Here is a 16,746-nt window from a genome sequence, read left to right on the forward strand (position 1 = left end):
GTGGGACGAACGCAGCGAGGAGGCGGAATGACCGAGCTGTGGAACTGGAGAATCGACGGGGCTCGACCCGTGGAGGTCTACCCGGCGCTGGCCGAGGCGCTCGGCCGGGTGGTGATGCCGCTGGCGGTGGCCGACCCGGCCCGGCTGCCGGCGTACGCGGTGGTGTGCGACGTCTGGGAGGCGCCGGGCGAGTTCGCGACGGTCGTGGACTGCTACGGGGTGCCCGAGCAGCTCCCCGAGCACGCCAGCATCGCTGCGCTCGCTCGACTGTTGGGCCGCAACTGTCTGTTGCGCGACGACACGCTCGACGCGGGCCGGCACCTGCTCGTCGCCCCGGACGGCACGGTCCGTCCGGTGCATTTCGACGTGCGGGACACCGAGGACGGCGAGGTGCTCAGCAGGCACCGGCTCTGCACGGCCGGCGACCCGGGCTGCCGGGGCTGGTCGCAGTGCCACCGGTCGCGCTGGGCGCCGGACACGGTCGTCCCGGCGCTCGCGGCGGCCTGACCCGCGTACCAGGTGTCGGGGCCGACTCGCCGCGGCCTGACCCGTCCCAGGGCGGGCCGGGTGTCGCGCCGGCGAGTCGGGCCGCGCCGGCGGTCAGGTGGTGGCGGCGGCCTGCCGGTCCGGAGTGCCCGATCCGGCGCCCCGCACCACGAGTTGGTCGAGCAGGTCGCGGGTCGCCGCGGTCACGGCGGCCACCGCGGCGTCGAACGCGGCGGCGTTGTGTGCGGCGGGCGCCCGGAAGCCAGAGATCTTCCGGACGTACTGCAACGCCGCCGCCTCGACGTCCGCGTCGGTCACCTGCGGGGTGAACGGCTCCCGCAGCGTCTTGATGCTCCGGCACATGTGGGTTCCTCCTCTGCCGGCACCCGGATCACCACCCGCGGTGCTGACGGTTGTACCGACGGTGACACTGGGTCGATATTTGTCTATCCTGGTCACGGACCAGAGCCTTTCGCGCAATTATCGCCGCTCGCGCTCACCGCGCCCGGGCCCTCGGAGACTCATTGTGGACCATGCCCCCACCCGCTCGACCCGTCCCGACCTCGACAACCTCACCCGAAGCCTGCACACCCCGCTGGAGCGGATCGCCGCCGAGCACGCCGATCTGGTCGAGGCGGTCCGCCGCCGCGTCGTCGTGAACGAGTCCGTGCCGTCCGGCAGCGTGCCCGTCGCCGCCTTCAACTCGTCCATCTGAGCTGATGGCCGACCGGCGCGGTCCACCCGGAGCGGGCGGGTCCAGCCGGCCGATCAGCCAGTTCGTGCTGAAGGTGCACAGCCGGTGTGACCTCAGCTGCGACCACTGCTACGTCTATCAGCACGCCGACCAGACCTGGCGGGGTCGGCCGGTGCGGGTGGCGGCGGCCACGGTCCGGGCCGCCGCGCACCGCATCGCCGAGCACGCCCGCGAGCACGAGCTGCCGGTCGTGCACGTGGTGCTGCACGGCGGCGAGCCACTGCTGCTGGGTGCCGCCGGGCTGCGCGAGGTGCTGGCCGAGCTGCGGGCGGCGATCACGCCGTGGACGCGGCTCGACCTGCGGATGCAGACAAACGGGGTGCTGCTCGACGACGAGCTGTGCCGCCTCCTCGTCGACTACGACGTGCAGGTGGGTGTCTCGTTCGACGGCGACCGCGCCGCGAACGACCGCCACCGGGTCTTCGCCCACGGCGGCAGCAGCCACGACCACGTCCGACGGGCACTGGCCCTGCTCCGACGCCCGGAGCACCACGCCAGCTACGCCGGCATCCTCTGCACCGTCGACGTCCGCAACGACCCCGACCGGGTGTACGAGGCGCTGCTGGCCGAGAGCCCGCCCCGGGTGGACCTGCTGCTGCCCCACGCCACCTGGGACCACCCACCGCAGCGCCCCGGCCCCGGCTCCACCCCCTACGCGGACTGGTTGGGGCGGGTGCACCGGCGGTGGGTGGACGAGGGGCGGCCGGTGTCGATCCGGCTGTTCGAGGCGTTGCGGCCCGGTGGCGGTGGCACCGAGGCGTTCGGCCTCGCGCCGGCCGACGTGCTGGTGATCGAGGCGGACGGCAGTTGGGAGCAGGTCGACTCGCTGAAGACCGCCTACCACGGCGCGGCGGGCACCGGGTTCGACGTGTTCGGCCATGCGGTGCACGAGGCGGCCCGGCACCCCGGGGTGGCCGTTCGGCAGGAGGGCGTCGACGGGCTCTGCGCGACCTGCCGGGCCTGCCGGGTGGTCGACAGGTGCGGCGGCGGCCTGTACGCCCACCGCTGGCGCACCGGCTCCGGCTTCGACAACCCGTCGGTGTACTGCGCCGACCTGCTCCGCCTCATCGACAGCGTCGACGCCCACCCGCGGCCGGCGAGTGAACCGCCGGCCGCCGCACCGGCCGCCGCACCGGTCGACGAGCTGCTGGACGACCTGGCCACCGGCCACGGGTCCACACCGACGCTGGCGCTGCTCGCCGCCACCCAGCTCTCCATCACCCGGGCGTTGCTGGTGGCCTGCCGGGACCGGGCCGGCTCCACCGCCGCCTGGGAGCTGCTCGTCCAGCTCGACCAGACGGCGCCGGAGGCGGTCCGGGCGGTCCTGGCGCACCCCTTCGTCCGGCCCTGGCTTGTGCATCGCCTCGATTCGTCGGCCCGGTCCGGTGTCCGCCCCGCGGTCGACCCGTTGCCGGCGCTCGCCGTCGCGGCGGCCCTCCGGGCGGGCGTCCCGGCCGCGGTGCGCGTCCCGGTACGCGCCGACACGATCACGTTGCCCGCGCTCGGCAGCCTGGTGCTGCCCGGCCTGGGGGAGAGCGCCGAGGTGACAGTGCGGCCCGGTGGGTTCCGGGTCCGGGGCGGGACCACCGAGCGCACGGTGCTGCTCGATCCGGTCGAGCTGTCGGCCGACTGGCGACCGGCACGCGAGGTGTCGGTGTCCGGTGGCGGGTTGCTGATCGAGGACGGCGACCCGTACCGGGACTGCTACGGCCAGTCGGTGGCGCCCCGCCTGGCGGACCAAGCTGCGCGGGCGTTGGGGCGTACCCTGGCCGAGGCCTGGCGGGTCGTGCACCGGGACGGGCCGGCGCACGCGGCGGCGCTCGACGGCGGCCTGCGGGTCGTGGTGCCGCTGGCCCCCGACCCGGCGAGACCACTTCGCAGCGCGACCGCGCGGCACGCGTTCGGCGCGGTCGCGGTCACCGCCGATCCGGACCCGGAGACGATGGCGGTGCTGCTCGTGCACGAGTGGCAGCACGCGAAGCTCGGTGCCGCGCTCGACCTCTGTGACCTCGTCGAACCCGACCGGGGCACCCGGATCAGCGTGCCCTGGCGCCCCGACCCGCGGCCGCCCGAGGGCGTCCTGCACGGCGTGTACGCCCACCTGGCGGTCACCCAGGTGTGGCAGGCCCGGGCGGCCCGCGGCGGGGGTGACGCGTCGGCGCACGCCGACCGTTACCTGGCCTGGACCAAGGATGGCGTGGACGCGCTGCTGGCCAGCGGGTCGCTCACCGCGGCGGGTGAGCGGTTCGTCGGCCAGCTACGGCACGCCCTTGGGGAGACCCGTGTCGGGTCCCGATGAGCGCACCCTGGGCCGCCCCCGCCTCGCCGACGACCTGCGTGCGTTGGGCGTCCGGCCGGGGGCGTGTCTCGTCGTGCACTGCGGCCTGCGTCGGGTGGGCCGGTTGGAGCACGGGCCGGCGACGCTCGCCGGCGCTCTGCGGGACGTCCTCGGCCCTGCCGGCACGCTGCTGGTGCCCACGCACACCGACGGCAACTCGACCACCTCCCGGGCACACCTGGCGGCCGTCGCCGGCATGGACCGGGCGCAGCGCGACAGGTACGAGGCGGCGCTGCCGGGTTGGGACCGCCGCAGCACGCCCTCGCAGCGGATGGGCGCGCTCGCCGAGTACGTCAGGTGTGCCCCCGGCGCCGTGCGCAGTGACCATCCCCAGACCTCGTTCGCCGCGCTCGGCCCTCGGGCCCGGCAGCTCACCGAGGACCATGACCTCACCTGTCACCTGGGCGAACGCTCACCTGTCGGTGGCCTGTACGCGGCCGACGGGCAGGTTCTGCTGCTCGGCCTCGGCTACGAGGCGTGCAGTGCCCTGCATCTGGCCGAGTACCGGCTGCTGGTGCCGGCGCCCGAGCGCGACTACCGCTGCTTCCGGCTGGTCGAGGGGCGCCGGGTCCGCCTCGACTTCCGCGCACTGGACCTCGACGACCGCGACTTCCCCACGGTGGGCGCTGCGCTCGACGACGCCCCGTTCGTGCGGCACGGCCGGGTTGGTCAGGCCAGCGCGCGGCTGCTGCCGGCACGTGCCACAGTGGACTTCGCCGTCGACTGGTTCGCGGCGAACCGGCTGGCGGCGCGCCGTTGACGCGGGGTCTACGCTGATGGTCCGGCCGCGTGGGGAGGGCGGAGGGGCAGCGGTGAGCACAGCGGACGCACCCTCCCGAACGCGCGCCCCGCTCTTTTTCCTCAGCTATTCCAGGGCGCCTGTCGGCCGGGCCACCGGCAAGCCCGCCGAGTACGTCTCCCGGTTCTTCGAGGACCTCTCCGTCCATGTCAGCGAGCTGGTCGGCCCGGTGACCGGGGTGGACGCCGGCTTCCTGGACAGCTCCATCGCGGGCGGGGAACGCTGGAGTCCGGAGCTTCTCGAGGCCGCCGGCACCTGTCAGGTCTTCGTGCCACTGGTGTCCAGCGCGCTGCTCGGCAGCGAGTGGTGTGGTCGCGAGTGGGACGCGTTCTCCCGCCGACGCATCGTTCCGCGGCACAGCACCGCCTCGGTCCACGAGACGGCGATCGTGCCGGTCACCTGGTCGCCGACCAACGGCGCCGCGCTGCCCCGGGTGCTCCGCGACATCCAACGGTTCACCCCGACCGCCATGCCGGATCCCGACATCGCGGTGCACTACCAGCGGGATGGGGTCTATGGCTTGCTGACCATGCAGTGGGAGAACGCGTACCGCGCGGTGGTCTGGCGGCTCGCGCAACGGATCGTGGCGATCCACCGCGGCTACCTGGTGGAGCCCTGGGTGCCGGCGAGTGTGGACGAGTTGTGCAACAGGTTCGCCGAGGAGCCGGGATGAGCCCGCCGGGGGACCGCCGCCGACCGGCGGCACGAGGGACGTACTTCTTCCTCAGTTACGCCCACTCGGCGCCGGCCCCGGGCGCGCGGGCCGACGCCGACGTCTGGGTCGGCCAGTTCTTCACCGACCTGACCGACGAGGTGCGCCGCCAGGCGCGACCGGTGGCCGGGATGCGGATCGGCTTCTTCGACCAGCACATCCCGTTGGGCGCCGACTGGAAGGCGGCGCTCGCCGAGGCTCTCGGTGACGCCGAGGTCTTCGTCCCGCTCTACTCGCCCGGCTACTTCAGCCGCCCGTGGGCGCTGGGGGAGCAGGAGTCCTTCCGGGCCCGGTTGGCCGCCGCCGGGCCGGCCCGACGCACCGCCGGGCACCTCACCCCGGTGCTGTGGATCCCGTTCCCCCCGTGGGAGGCCCATCCGGAGCTGGACGGCGCACTGGACCTCGGTCGGGACATCCCGGAGTACGCCGAGGACGGCCTGCGCGCCTTCTGCATGCTGGCCTCCTACCGGACGCAGTACGAGCTGCTGCTCAGCCGCCTGGCCAGTCGGATCGTGCACACCGCCGAGCGGCGACCGTTGGGCCCGTCCCGCGCGCCCGGCCTCGACGAGGTCGCCCGCCCGGGACCTACCGACCCGGACTTCGTGGTCGCCGTCCTGGCCCCGACCCGGGACCGCCTTCCGGTCGAGCGGGACCCGGCCGGCTACGCGGCCAGCGGCCGGCTCTGGCGGCCGTACGGGAGCCGCCAGGAGCTGCCCGCCGCCGAGTACGCGGTGAGCACCGCCGAGCGCCTCGGGCTGTCCGCCCGCACGGAGGACTTCGCCCAGGCCGCCGGTCTGCTCAAGCGCCGGCCGGCGGTGCTGCTCGTCGACCCGTGGATCGCGGCGGCGCCGGACGCGTCCGCCCTGATCGCCCGCATGCTGCACGGCCTGCGGGAGTGGGTCGTTCCGCTTGTGGTCACCGACGACGACGACTCCCAGGACGCGACCCGGTGGGCGACCGAGGTGACGCGACTGCTGCACGACGCCGGACTGCCCCAGGTCAAGCGGGCGTGCAGCATGCCGGAGTTCGTCGACCTGATGCCGGCGCTTGTCACCGAGGCCCGCCGCCAGTTCCTCAAGTACGGCCCGGTGGTCCCCTTCGAACCACCGCCGCAGCCGGTGCCGAGCCTGCGCGACGGCCTGCCGCCCGCGGGCTCCACCACCGACCCCGCGTCCACGCCTGATGATCCGGCTCCCTTGCGTCCCCACGGAGAAAACCGATGAACAACGATCGTGCAGGCCAGGTCGTCACCTTCTACTCGTTCAAGGGTGGGACGGGCCGGACGATGGCGCTGGCAAACGTCGCCTGGATCCTCGCGGCCAGCGGCCGCCGGGTGCTGGTCGCCGACTGGGATCTCGAGTCGCCGGGCCTGCACCGCTTCTTCCATCCGTTCCTGGACGCCGAGGCGATCCAGGGCACCAGCGGTGTGATCGACATGATCCGCGACTACGAGTGGGAGACCACCCGGGTCGACGACCGGCCGGACCGCTGGATGGAGCAGTACGCCCGGGTCGGGCGGCACGCGTTCTCGTTGCGCTGGAACTTCCCGGAGGGCGGCGGCCTCGACTTCCTCTCCGCGGGCCGGCAGAACAGCGACTACGCCGTCTCGGTGAGCGGGCTGGACTGGGACAACTTCTACAACCGGCTGGGCGGGGCGCAGTTCTTCGAGGCGCTGCGGGCCGACATGAAGCGCCAGTACGACTTCACCCTGATCGACAGCCGGACGGGGTTGAGCGACGTCGCCGACATCTGCACCCTGCACCTGCCGGACACGCTCGTCGACTGCTTCACCCTCAGCGACCAGGGCATCGACGGGGCGGCCCGGGTGGCGCACTCGGTGCGGGACCGCTACCGGCGGCGCGACATCCGGGTCCTGCCGGTGCCGATGCGTGTCGACCAGGCCGAGAAGGAGCGGGCCGAGGCGGGTCGCCTGCTGGCCATGCGCCGGTTCGCCGGGTTGCCGGCGGGCATGACCGAGGCGGAACGGCGGCGTTACTGGGCCGCGGTCGAGGTCCCGTACCGCCCGTTCTACGCGTACGAGGAGACCCTGGCGACCTTCGGCGACCCGCCCGGTTCGCCGACGTCGCTGCTGGCCGCGTTCGAGACCCTGACCGGGATCCTCACCGACGGCGAGGTGACCGCGCTGCCGGTGATGGACGAGTCGGTGCGGGAACGCGGCAAGGCCCGCTTCCGTCGGCGTACCGAGGCGATCGACGACCAGATCGTGCTCCGGTACGCGCCGGAGGACGCCATCTGGGCCGAGTGGCTGGAGCGGGTGCTCAGTTCGGCGGGGCTGCGGGTGGTGGAGCCCGCCTCCGCCGTCGGGTCCGCCGGTACCCCCGCGCCGCGCACGCTGACGGTGGTCTCACCGGCCTACGTGGCGACGCCGTCGGGCGGCTTGCCCGACCGTGACACGAGCACCGGCTCCACGGCCCTCGCCGTGTACGTCGCCGACCTGCGCCCGTTGGCCGAGTTTCCGGCCCAGAGCTCCACCAACCTGGTGAACGTGAGCGCCGCGACCGCCGTGGAACGGGTGTTGCGGTTGGTCGGCCGTCCAGTGCCGTCGTCGGCGGACGGTCCGGCCGCCGGGGCCACCCGCTATCCCGGCACCGAGCCGCTGATCTTCAACGCCCCCAACCGGAATGCCCGGTTCACCGGCCGGGAGGACGACCTGGCGCGGCTGCGCGCGCAGTTGCAGAGCGGGGGCAGCGCGGTGGTGCTGCCGGTCGCCCTGCAGGGCATGGGCGGCGTCGGTAAGACGCAGGTGGCGCTGGAATACGTGCACCGGTTCCGGGCGGCGTACGACGTGGTCTGGTGGATCGTGGCGGACCCGCCGCAGTTCGTCGACACCGCCCTCGCCGACCTCGCCGGTCGCCTCGGCATCCTGGTCGGGCCCACGCTGCCCGACACGGTCCGGTCGGTGTTGCAGGTGCTGGGCCGAGGGGAGCCGTACGAGCGGTGGCTCGTCGTGCTCGACAACGCCGAGGAGCTCGACCAGATCGAGCCCTTCCTGCCGCAGGGCCCCGGCCACGTCCTGCTGACCTCCCGCAACCGCGCCTGGGGTGACCGGGCGAACCCGATCCAGGTGGACGTCTTCGACCGCACCGAGAGCGTGGCGCACCTCGCCCAGCGGGTGCCGACGATCAGCGCCGAGGAGGCCGACCGGGTGGCCGAGGCGCTCGGCGACCTGCCGATCGCGGTGGCGGCGGCGGGTGCCTGGCTCGCCGACACCGGCACGTCGGTCGCCGAATATCTGCGGCAGATCGAGCGGCACGGCCCCAGCGCGCTCTCCGTGGAGGCCACCTGGGACCTGTCGCTGAACCGGCTGATCGAGCAGGCGCCCGCCGCGTACCGGCTGTTGCAGCTCTGCTCGGTGCTGGCCCCGGAGATCGCACTCGAACTCGTCTACAGCGACGAGATGGCGTCGGCGCTCGTGCCGTTCGACCCGTCGGTGTCGGAGCGGCTCGTGCGCGGCGCGCTGGTCCAGCAGATCAACCGTCTGGCGCTGCTCAAGCTCGACGTGCAGGGCGGTCGGGTCCAGGTGCACCGGCTGTTGCAGGCGGTGGTCCGCGACCGGATGACCGAGGACGAGATCGTCGCCGCCCGACACCAGGTGCACCTGGTGCTGGCCGCGTCCCGGCCACGCGGCGACGTCGACGACCCGACCACCTGGGCGAGGCTGCGGATGCTCTGGCCGCACCTGGAGGTTTCCGAGGCGCTCACCTGCCCGGACGAGTCGGTGTGCCAGCTCCTGATCGACCGGGTCCGTTACCTGTGGCAGCGCGGCGGCCTGGACCAGGCCGACGGGTTCAGCCAGGAGGTGGACGACACCTGGAGCGCCCGGATCGGTGACACGCACAACGAGGTGGAGGTGTCGGCGCTGGGCCGACAGTTGCTGCACCTGCGGTTCAACCGGGCCAACATCCTGCGGAGTCTGGGCCGCTTCGACGAGGCCCGGGACCTGGACGAGGCGGTGCTCGCCGAGCAACGCCGGTTGCTGGGCCCGCTGCACCCGCACAGTCTGATGACCGCTGGCAGCCTCGGCGGTGACCTGCGGGCGCTCGGCCGCTACGCCGAGGCGCTGGAACGGGACCGGTCCACCTACGCCTCCTGGTTGCAGGTGTTCGGCGAGGACCACCCGCGGACGTTGAGCGCGGCGAACAACCTGGCCGTCTCGTACCGGCTGGTGGGCGACTACCGGTCGGCCCGCCGGTGGGACGACGAGGTGCACCAGCGGCGGCGGCTGGTGCTCGGCCCCACCCATCCCTACACGCTCGTCTCCGCGGTGCGGCTGGGCAGCGACCTGCGGGAGGCCGGTGAGTACGAGAGGTCGGCCACCCTGCTGCGCACGGTGTACGACACCTACTGCGAGGTGCTCGGGCCGGACGACGGGCAGAGTCTCGCCGCCCAGGTCAATCTGGCGGTGTCACTGCGCAGCGCCGGTCGGGGGAGCGAGGCCGCGCCGATGTTCGAGACGGCCTACCGGGAGCTCGACGAACGCTTCGGGTCGGACAATCCGGACACGGTGGCGTGTCGGTCGAGCCGCGCGGCGAACCTGTTGGCCGTCGGCGACGCGGCCCGGGCGGTGACCGAGATGACCGCGGTGAGTCAGGCGTACCAGGAGCAACTCCGGCTCGGCCCGGAGCACCCGTTCACCCTGGCGACGCTGAGCAACCTCTCCGCCGCGGAGCGCGCGGTCGGGCGCAGGTCGGAGGCGCTCGTGTCGGCTTCCCGCGCGGCCGGCGAACTGCGCAAGGTGCTCGGCCCCGACCACCCGCACACCCTCGCCGCGGAGGTCAACCAGGCGGTGTGCCTCGCCGAGAACGACGACTGGGAGTCGGCTCGGGACCGGCTGCGGGAGACCGCCGACCGGCTGGCCACGGTGATCGGCGCGGACCATCCCGACACGTTGCGCTGCCTCGGTGATCTCGCCCTGGTGTCGCGGCGGGCCGGCGACGGCGCCGCCGGAGCCGAGGACGTCGGCGCCGTGGCGGACCGGTTGGCCGAGGTGATCGGCCCGGAGCACCCGACGGTCCAGACACTGCGGGAGCGGCGGTTCATCGTCCGGGTCATCGACCCGCAGACGATCTGATCCGGATCGGCGCGGCGGGTGGGTCGGGCGTCCGCCCCGGCCCACCCGGCGTCGGTCGGGTAGGGCCCCGAGGGCTTTGACACGTGCCCTAAAGCCGGGGACTGGTCGCCAGGTCGGGGGTGGCCAGCCAGGTCAGGGTCTGCGGCAGGATCTCCACTGCCCCGAAGTGCGCGGCGCCCGCCTGCACCTGCACCTCGGCGCGCGAGATCCGCGAGGCGAGCCAGTGGGAGTGCTCCACCGGGGAGAAGCGGTCCTGCTCACCGTGCCAGAGCCGTACCTCCGCGCGGATGGCGCCGAGGTCGAACCCCCAGCCCTGGCGGATCGCCAACACGTCGTCGATCCAGCCCTCCGGGCCGTGTCGCACCGCCTCGGCGTACATGTCGGTGAGCAGTCGGCGGATCGCGACGTCGTCGACGACCCGGATGTCCTCGTCGGGCAGTTGGGGGCGGAGGAAGTCCAGCAGCGTCATCGGGTCCCGTCGAGCCTCCTCGGCCCGGACCTTCAGGTTGAGGGTCAGCTCGGTCAGGTCCTCGTCGGCCTGTCCGTAGTCCGTGACGTTCGTCGCGGCCATCCCGGCGTACCAGTCCAGGTCGGGCGCGCCGGCCGGGGCGAGACCCACCAGCACGGCGGCCCGGGTGACCCGGTCCGGCAGCAGCGCCGCGCAGGCCAGGGCGTGCGGCCCACCGCCGGATCTGCCGACCACCGCGAACCGTTCGATGCCGAGGTCGTCGGCGATCGCCGCCACGTCGGCGGCGGCGTCGGCCACCCGCCGACCCTCGTGCCGGTCGGAGTCGCCGTAACCGGGCCGGTCGTAGCAGACGAGGTGCACGCCGAGGCGGTAGACGACGATGCCCCGGGGCCGGGGGCCGCTGCGGCTGCCCGGGGTGCCGTGCAGCAGGAAGACCGCGGGCCCGTCGGGCGCACCGGAGGTCTCCACCGCGAGGCGCCGCCCGTCCGGAGTCGTGACGGTGCGCTGTGCCGCATCTTGTCGCGTCACGGTTGGCCTCCCGCGGGTCGTCATGTGCTCCCCCGTGAACGGAGCCGCGCATCGTCGGCGCCGAGTGCAAAGCCCCCGAAATCGCCCAGAACACATCCTTGATGTGCAGCGTACTGCCACCCGTGGATGCCCGCCATGGGCCGCCGGGTCAATGCCGGGGGGTCGGGGCCACCAGACGGGCCGCTACCCTGGTAGCCCGAGGGGAAGGGGCACCAAGAGGGTGGCTAGGACCTACAACGTCGTGACGTACGGCTGCCAGATGAACGTCCACGATTCTGAGCGCATCTCCGGCCTGCTCGAACAGGCTGGCTACGTACGCGCGGTGCCCGCCGACGACACCCCGGACATCGTCGTGTTCAACACCTGCGCCGTCCGGGAGAACGCGGACAACCGGCTCTACGGCAACCTCGGTCGCCTGCGCCCGGTGAAGGACAAGCACCCCGGGATGCAGATCGCGGTCGGTGGCTGCCTGGCCCAGAAGGACCGCGGCGAGATCGTCCGCAAGGCGCCCTGGGTGGACGTGGTCTTCGGCACCCACAACATCGGTGCGTTGCCGGTGCTGCTGGAGCGGGCCCGGCACAACGCCGCCGCCGAGGTGGAGATCCTGGAGTCCCTCGACGTCTTCCCCTCCACGCTGCCCACCCGCCGCGAGTCCACTTACGCCGGCTGGGTGTCGATCTCGGTGGGCTGCAACAACACCTGCACGTTCTGCATCGTGCCCGCCCTGCGCGGCAAGGAGAAGGACCGCCGTCCCGGCGACATCCTCTCCGAGGTGCGCGCACTCGTCGACGAGGGCGTGCTGGAGGTGACCCTGCTCGGGCAGAACGTCAACTCCTACGGGGTGGAGTTCGGCGACCGGTACGCCTTCGGCAAGCTGTTGCGGGCCTGCGGCGACATCGACGGGCTGGAGCGGGTCCGCTTCACCAGCCCGCACCCGAAGGACTTCACCGACGACGTGATCGCCGCGATGGCCGAGACGCCGAACGTCTGCCACTCGCTGCACATGCCGTTGCAGTCCGGCTCCGACGACGTGCTGAAGGCGATGCGCCGGTCCTACCGCTCCGAGCGCTACCTGGGGATCATCGAGAAGGTCCGGGCGGCGATGCCGGACGCGGCGATCACCACCGACATCATCGTCGGCTTCCCGGGCGAGACCGAGGCCGACTTCGAGCGCACCCTGGACGTGGTCCGCGAGGCGCGTTTCTCCTCGGCCTTCACCTTCCAATACTCGAAGCGCCCCGGCACCCCCGCCGCGACCATGGACGACCAGCTCCCCAAGCAGGTCGTGCAGGAGCGCTACGAGCGGCTGATCGCCTGCGTCGAGGACATCACCTGGGCGGAGAACAAGCGGCTCGTCGGGGAGACCGTGGAGGTGCTCGTCGCGGTGGGCGAGGGGCGCAAGGACGAGCGGACCGGGCGGATGTCCGGTCGGGCCCGCGACGGACGGCTTGTGCACTTCGCGACCCAGGCGCCGGGCGCCGAGTCGATGGCCGGGCAGATCCGGCCGGGCGACATCGTGCACACCACGATCACGTACGCCGCTCCGCATCACCTCAACGCCGACGGGGCGCCGGTGTCGCACCGACGGACCCGGGCCGGCGACGCGGCCGAGGCGGGCCGCTCCCCGCGTACCCCCGGGGTGTTGCTCGGTCTGCCGACGATCGGCGCGCCGCCGGTCGCGCCCGCGCCCACCGCCGGTTGCGCCACCCACTGAGCGCACGGAAGGGCCCCTCGTCGAGGGGCCCTTCCTCGGTCAGACGGTGATCCGGCCGGCGCCGGCGCCCGCCGTCACGATGGACTTGACGGTGCTCGCGGTGTCCAGTTGGTACGAGTACGGGATGCTTGCCACGCTGCCGCCGGTCTGCCCGGCGGGTGAGTTGACGAAGTGGTTGTTCCGGGCGACCAGACGGCCCGGCCCGGAGTCGGCCTCGCCCAGGTGGTACGTGTCGTTGACGTTCTCGAAGTAGTTGCCCTCGACGAGCACGCCGGCGTTCTCGGTGGAGGCCACGCCGTAGCCGCCGTTGGCCCGGTAGTAGTTGTTGAACACGTGCACCGGGTTGCCGAAGCGCACCCGGGGGTTGCGCTGCCTGCTCCCGTCGAACCAGTTGTGGTGGTAGCTCACCCGCAGGTGGCCGGTGTCCTGGGCGCCGTTGTCGTCGCTGTGGCCGAGCAGCATGGCCTTGTCGTGGCTGAAGACCCGGTTCCACGACACGGTGACGAAGTCCGATCCGCGCTTGATGTCGACCGCGCCGTCGTACCCGTTGCTGAAGGTGTTGTGGTCGACCCAGATGTTTGTGGCCGACTCCTGCACGTTTATCGCGTCGTCGTTCCAGTTCCGGAAGGTCAGGTTCCGGATGATGATGTTGCGGTCTCCGCTGACGTTGAGTCCGCAGCCGGCGATCGTGGCGCCGGAGTTGCCGAGGATGGTCTTGTTGGACCGGACCCGCAGCATTCCGGAGCAGGAGATCGTGCCGGACACCCGGATCACCGCGGCGCCTGTCGCGTTCAACGCGCTGGTCAGCGCCGAGGCGTTGGTGACTGTGGTGGTCGGTGCGCCGCCGCCGCCGGTGGTGCCGCCGTTCTGGGTGGCCCAGCCGACGAGACCCGTCGGTGGTGGGACGCTGGGCGGCGGATCGCTCGGGATCGGCGGGGTCGTCGGGGTGCCCGGGGTGGTCGAGGTGGTCGGGGTGGTGGTGCCACCGGTGCAGGCGACGTTGTTCAGGGTGAAGCTGGTCGGGTCCGGGTTTCCGGCGCTGTTCGAGCTCGCGTTGAAGCCGAACGAGGTGCTGCCGTTCGTCGCCAGGTTGCCGTTGTAGTCGACGTTGGCGGCGGAGACCTGGCCCCCGCTCTGCGAGACGGTCGCGCCCCACGCCTGGCTGACCTGCTGGCCGGCACCGTACGACCAGCGCAGCGTCCACCCGGAGACCGTGTCGCCGAGGTTGGTGACCGTGACGTTGCCGGTGAACCCGCCCGGCCACTGACTGGCGACCGTGTAGGCGACCCGGCAGCCGGCGGCGGCCTGCGCGGACACGGAGGTCAGCAGGCCGGCGGTGACGAGGCTTGCGGTGGCGGCGGCGGTGGTGGCGATCAGCGTCATTCGACGTCGTCCTGTGCGCATGCTGCTCCCTTTCGATGAGGCGGACGGTCCGTCGCGACGCCCATGCCCGTGGGCGGCGAATCGTGGCCGGGACCAGTGGTCCTCGGGCCCGCCGGTGCGATGACGTGAAGGAGAGCGGCTCCCGCGCTCACGCCCACCTGTGCGGAGGCAAGCGCTTTCCCGATAAAAGCATAGAAGCATCTGGATGTAAATGGCCGGGACGGCCGATGCCGTGGGCATCGGCCGTCCCAGCGGTTCAGCAGCTGGCGCCGCTGAGCTTCACCGCACCCGGCGCGCTGGCGGTGCCGTTGGCGGTGAAGCCCACGGTGACCGACCCACCCGCCGCGAGGGACGGCGCGTGACTGGGCGCAGCCGCAGTGACCGTCGTGCCGGACTGGGAGACGGTGGCGTTCCAGCCACTGCCCAACGTCACCCCGGACGGCCAGGTCCAGGTGACCGACCACGGGTTCACCGCGGCGGAACCGGTGTTCTTCACGGTCAGCTCACCCTGGAAGCCACCCTGCCAGGCGTTCACCTGCCGGTAGGTGGCCGTGCAGGCGCCCGGCGGCGGGGTCGTCGGCCCACCCGTCGGCCCACCGGTGGGTCCGCCGGTCGGCCCGCCGGTCGGGCCGCCACCCGACGGTGGGATCAGGTACGGCTGGAGGATCGCCTGCTTCGTGGTGTTGACGTTCGTCCAGTCGTCGAGCGCGATGCCGCCGGTGTCACCCGAGTTGGGGTTCCACGACCAGTAGGTGAAGGACATCCCGGTCACCCCGGTGCCGGTGTACGCCATCAACTTCTCCAGCCACACCTTGTCCTTCGGGTCGACAAGCGTGCTGCCGAACTCACCCATCATGATCGGCGCGATGTTCTGCTTGTAGAGGTAACCGAAGTACTTGTCCCAGATGGCCGGCATGTTCGCCGGGTAGTCCGGGGCGTCGAACCAGGTCTGCCGGTACACCGAGGTGGCGTACTCGTGCGGCGAGTAGACAAGCCGGTTGGCCACGCTCAGCCGTACCGGGAACTGGCCCGCCTTCGACAGGTTGCCGCCCCACCAGCCGCAGTCCTCGTCGTTGCTCGGGTCGTTGTCCCAGACGTTGGAGAGACCACCACTCGGGCAGCTCACCCCCTCGACGAAGATCAACCAGTTGGGCTGGACGCCGAGGATGGCGTTGCCGGCCCGCTCGGCGGCGAGCCGCCAGTCCCGGGTGGTGTCGCCGCAGCCCCAGCACGCGCCGGTGGCCGCCGGGTTGGTGCCCTCGGCGTGCGGCTCGTTGTGCAGGTCGGCGCCGATCACCGTGGGATTGCCCGCGTACCGCTGGGCGAGCATCTTCCAGTCGTTGATCCAGGTCGCCTCGGAGACCGTCGGCGTGTACCACAGCGGCGACTGCCCGGCCGACGTCGGCCGGTGCCGGTCCAGGATGATCCGCATCCCCTTGCTGCCCGCGTAGGCGATCACCTTGTCCAGGATCTGCAACGGCGACAGCCCGATCAGGTCCGGGTTGACGAAGTCGTTGATCCCACTGGCGGTCGCGCCCGGCTTCAGCGCGTCGTTCGAGTACGGCACCCGCAACGTGTTGTAACCCAACCGGGCCATCGTGTCGAGCTGCCCCCGCCACGGGTTGTTCGACCACAACCCGTGGAATGTCTTGTTGTCGGTCTCCATGCCGAACCAGTTGATGCCGGTCAACCGGACCGTGGCGCCTGTGCTGTCCACGATCTGACTACCGTTTGTGTGCAGGTAGCCGGTGCCGGTGCCAGCGGCGACGGCCGGGCTGGTGCTAACGGCGGTGGCGAGCAACACGCCAGCCGCGACGGTGGCGAGCGCGGTCAGCGCACCGCCGAGAGCTTTGGGACGGAACATTAACGCTCCACTTCGGAGGTCCGACGCCGTCCGATGACGACGTCGGCAGGCGGCCGTCCGCACGTCACGGCCCCTTTTCGGGTACGCGGACAGTGCGCGACGGTCCAGGTCACGCGGACGGGGACACTCGCGGAAGCGCACCGGCCGATCCTCGACAGCGGAGCCCCGCCGTCGTCGCCCTCGTCCCGGTGGCCCTACCTGGCTCCGTAGCTCATTCTGATCAGCAAGCCTCGATGCGTCAACCTGCGCTCCGCGTCGCCCGCACACCGCCGCGCCCGTGCGCGCTGCTGCTCTCCGTGCGCGCGTTGCTCTTCGTGCGCGCGTTGCTCGTGCTGCGGGCCCCCGGGAAGATCGCGCTGGAACATGGATGTCAACACCGTTGCGTTAGCGCCGTGGGCGGCTGGTCAACCCGGGACAGGAAGTGCCCGATCGGGGAGCGGGATCGGCACAACATCGGGGATGTTGCTGTCTCGCGCGTGTCGGAGGCAGCAACATCGGGGAAGTTGCTCAGATCTTGGCAAGGCGCGGGGCGCGGCGCGCGGGTGTGGGGGGTAGGACATGCGGGAGCCCCCGGTCCCGACACGGGACCGGGGGCTCCGGAAGACGT

The 16,746-nt window shown here is 72.3% G+C and carries 12 protein-coding genes and 1 pseudogene; 8 read left to right on the plus strand and 5 right to left on the minus strand.

All coding sequences use genetic code 11. From position 1 onward, the window contains the following. Positions 1-27: 27 nt before the first annotated feature. Positions 28-507 carry a hypothetical protein gene (locus ACLQ29_RS17940; RefSeq protein ID WP_393375394.1) on the plus strand — a complete coding sequence of 160 codons (480 nt, stop codon included), beginning with the start codon at positions 28-30 and terminating at the stop codon, positions 505-507. Between the two features lie 93 nt (positions 508-600). Here the strand turns inward: ACLQ29_RS17940 and ACLQ29_RS17945 are convergent, their stop codons facing one another. Then, positions 601-849, minus strand: coding sequence for a DUF2277 family protein (locus ACLQ29_RS17945; protein ID WP_357247470.1), 249 nt, complete (start codon positions 847-849; stop codon positions 601-603). 163 nt (positions 850-1,012) lie between these two features. Here ACLQ29_RS17945 and ACLQ29_RS17950 point away from each other — a divergent pair, with 163 nt between their 5' ends. From ACLQ29_RS17950 to fxsT, 6 genes are read left to right on the plus strand one after another with little or no spacing between them, the layout of a single operon-like run. Then, positions 1,013-1,201, plus strand: coding sequence for a hypothetical protein (locus tag ACLQ29_RS17950; protein ID WP_425772664.1), 189 nt, complete (start codon positions 1,013-1,015; stop codon positions 1,199-1,201). A gap of 4 nt (positions 1,202-1,205) precedes the next feature. After that, positions 1,206-3,539 carry an FxsB family cyclophane-forming radical SAM/SPASM peptide maturase gene (locus ACLQ29_RS17955; RefSeq protein ID WP_425772665.1) on the plus strand — a complete coding sequence of 778 codons (2,334 nt, stop codon included), beginning with the start codon at positions 1,206-1,208 and terminating at the stop codon, positions 3,537-3,539. Beyond that, the gene (locus tag ACLQ29_RS17960) at positions 3,523-4,338 is read left to right on the plus strand and encodes an aminoglycoside N(3)-acetyltransferase (protein ID WP_425772666.1); all 816 of its coding nucleotides are present in this window, start codon (positions 3,523-3,525) and stop codon (positions 4,336-4,338) included. The genes ACLQ29_RS17955 and ACLQ29_RS17960 overlap by 17 nt, the downstream gene beginning before the upstream one ends. A 52-nt stretch (positions 4,339-4,390) precedes the next feature. Further along, positions 4,391-5,050, plus strand: a complete 660-nt coding sequence (locus tag ACLQ29_RS17965) for a TIR-like protein FxsC (RefSeq protein ID WP_393375408.1) — start codon at positions 4,391-4,393, stop codon at positions 5,048-5,050. Next, complete coding sequence (locus ACLQ29_RS17970; RefSeq protein WP_425772667.1) at positions 5,047-6,312, plus strand: TIR-like protein FxsC; 1,266 nt, start codon at positions 5,047-5,049, stop codon at positions 6,310-6,312. Before ACLQ29_RS17965 ends, ACLQ29_RS17970 begins: the two co-directional genes overlap by 4 nt. Beyond that, the gene (gene fxsT / locus ACLQ29_RS17975) at positions 6,309-10,181 is read left to right on the plus strand and encodes an FxSxx-COOH system tetratricopeptide repeat protein (protein ID WP_425772668.1); all 3,873 of its coding nucleotides are present in this window, start codon (positions 6,309-6,311) and stop codon (positions 10,179-10,181) included. Before ACLQ29_RS17970 ends, fxsT begins: the two co-directional genes overlap by 4 nt. A gap of 88 nt (positions 10,182-10,269) precedes the next feature. Here fxsT and ACLQ29_RS17980 read toward each other — a convergent pair whose 3' ends face one another. Further along, positions 10,270-11,178 (minus strand): alpha/beta fold hydrolase, encoded by a 909-nt coding sequence (locus tag ACLQ29_RS17980; protein WP_425772669.1) that lies wholly within the window; start codon positions 11,176-11,178, stop codon positions 10,270-10,272. A gap of 151 nt (positions 11,179-11,329) precedes the next feature. On the opposite strand from ACLQ29_RS17980, the gene miaB reads away from it, so the two are divergent. Next, positions 11,330-12,892 (plus strand): tRNA (N6-isopentenyl adenosine(37)-C2)-methylthiotransferase MiaB, encoded by a 1,563-nt coding sequence (miaB, locus tag ACLQ29_RS17985; RefSeq protein WP_425772670.1) that lies wholly within the window; start codon positions 11,330-11,332, stop codon positions 12,890-12,892. A gap of 39 nt (positions 12,893-12,931) precedes the next feature. Here miaB and ACLQ29_RS17990 read toward each other — a convergent pair whose 3' ends face one another. The 3 genes and pseudogenes from ACLQ29_RS17990 to ACLQ29_RS18000 form a co-directional block, all read right to left on the minus strand. Beyond that, positions 12,932-13,822 carry a pectate lyase family protein gene (locus tag ACLQ29_RS17990; protein ID WP_425772860.1) on the minus strand — a complete coding sequence of 297 codons (891 nt, stop codon included), beginning with the start codon at positions 13,820-13,822 and terminating at the stop codon, positions 12,932-12,934. Between the two features lie 72 nt (positions 13,823-13,894). After that, a pseudogene (locus ACLQ29_RS17995) lies at positions 13,895-14,515 on the minus strand (cellulose-binding domain-containing protein); the annotation flags it as partial. 16 nt (positions 14,516-14,531) lie between these two features. Then, the gene (locus tag ACLQ29_RS18000) at positions 14,532-16,139 is read right to left on the minus strand and encodes a cellulase family glycosylhydrolase (protein ID WP_425772671.1); all 1,608 of its coding nucleotides are present in this window, start codon (positions 16,137-16,139) and stop codon (positions 14,532-14,534) included. Positions 16,140-16,746: the final 607 nt, after the last annotated feature.

This window comes from Micromonospora sp. DT228 (assembly GCF_049841595.1).
Taxonomy (GTDB): Bacteria; Actinomycetota; Actinomycetes; order Mycobacteriales; family Micromonosporaceae; genus Micromonospora.

Bases quoted from the DNA above. Each gene is read 5' to 3' on its own strand.
- fxsT (WP_425772668.1), top strand. From the start codon at position 6,309: ATGAACAACGATCGTGCAGGCCAGGTCGTCACCTTCTACTCGTTCAAG.
- miaB (WP_425772670.1), top strand. From the start codon at position 11,330: ATGCCGGGGGGTCGGGGCCACCAGACGGGCCGCTACCCTGGTAGCCCG.
- ACLQ29_RS17955 (WP_425772665.1), top strand. From the start codon at position 1,206: ATGGCCGACCGGCGCGGTCCACCCGGAGCGGGCGGGTCCAGCCGGCCG.
- ACLQ29_RS17940 (WP_393375394.1), top strand. From the start codon at position 28: ATGACCGAGCTGTGGAACTGGAGAATCGACGGGGCTCGACCCGTGGAG.
- ACLQ29_RS18000 (WP_425772671.1), bottom strand. From the start codon at position 16,139: ATGTTCCGTCCCAAAGCTCTCGGCGGTGCGCTGACCGCGCTCGCCACC.
- ACLQ29_RS17970 (WP_425772667.1), top strand. From the start codon at position 5,047: ATGAGCCCGCCGGGGGACCGCCGCCGACCGGCGGCACGAGGGACGTAC.
- ACLQ29_RS17945 (WP_357247470.1), bottom strand. From the start codon at position 849: ATGTGCCGGAGCATCAAGACGCTGCGGGAGCCGTTCACCCCGCAGGTG.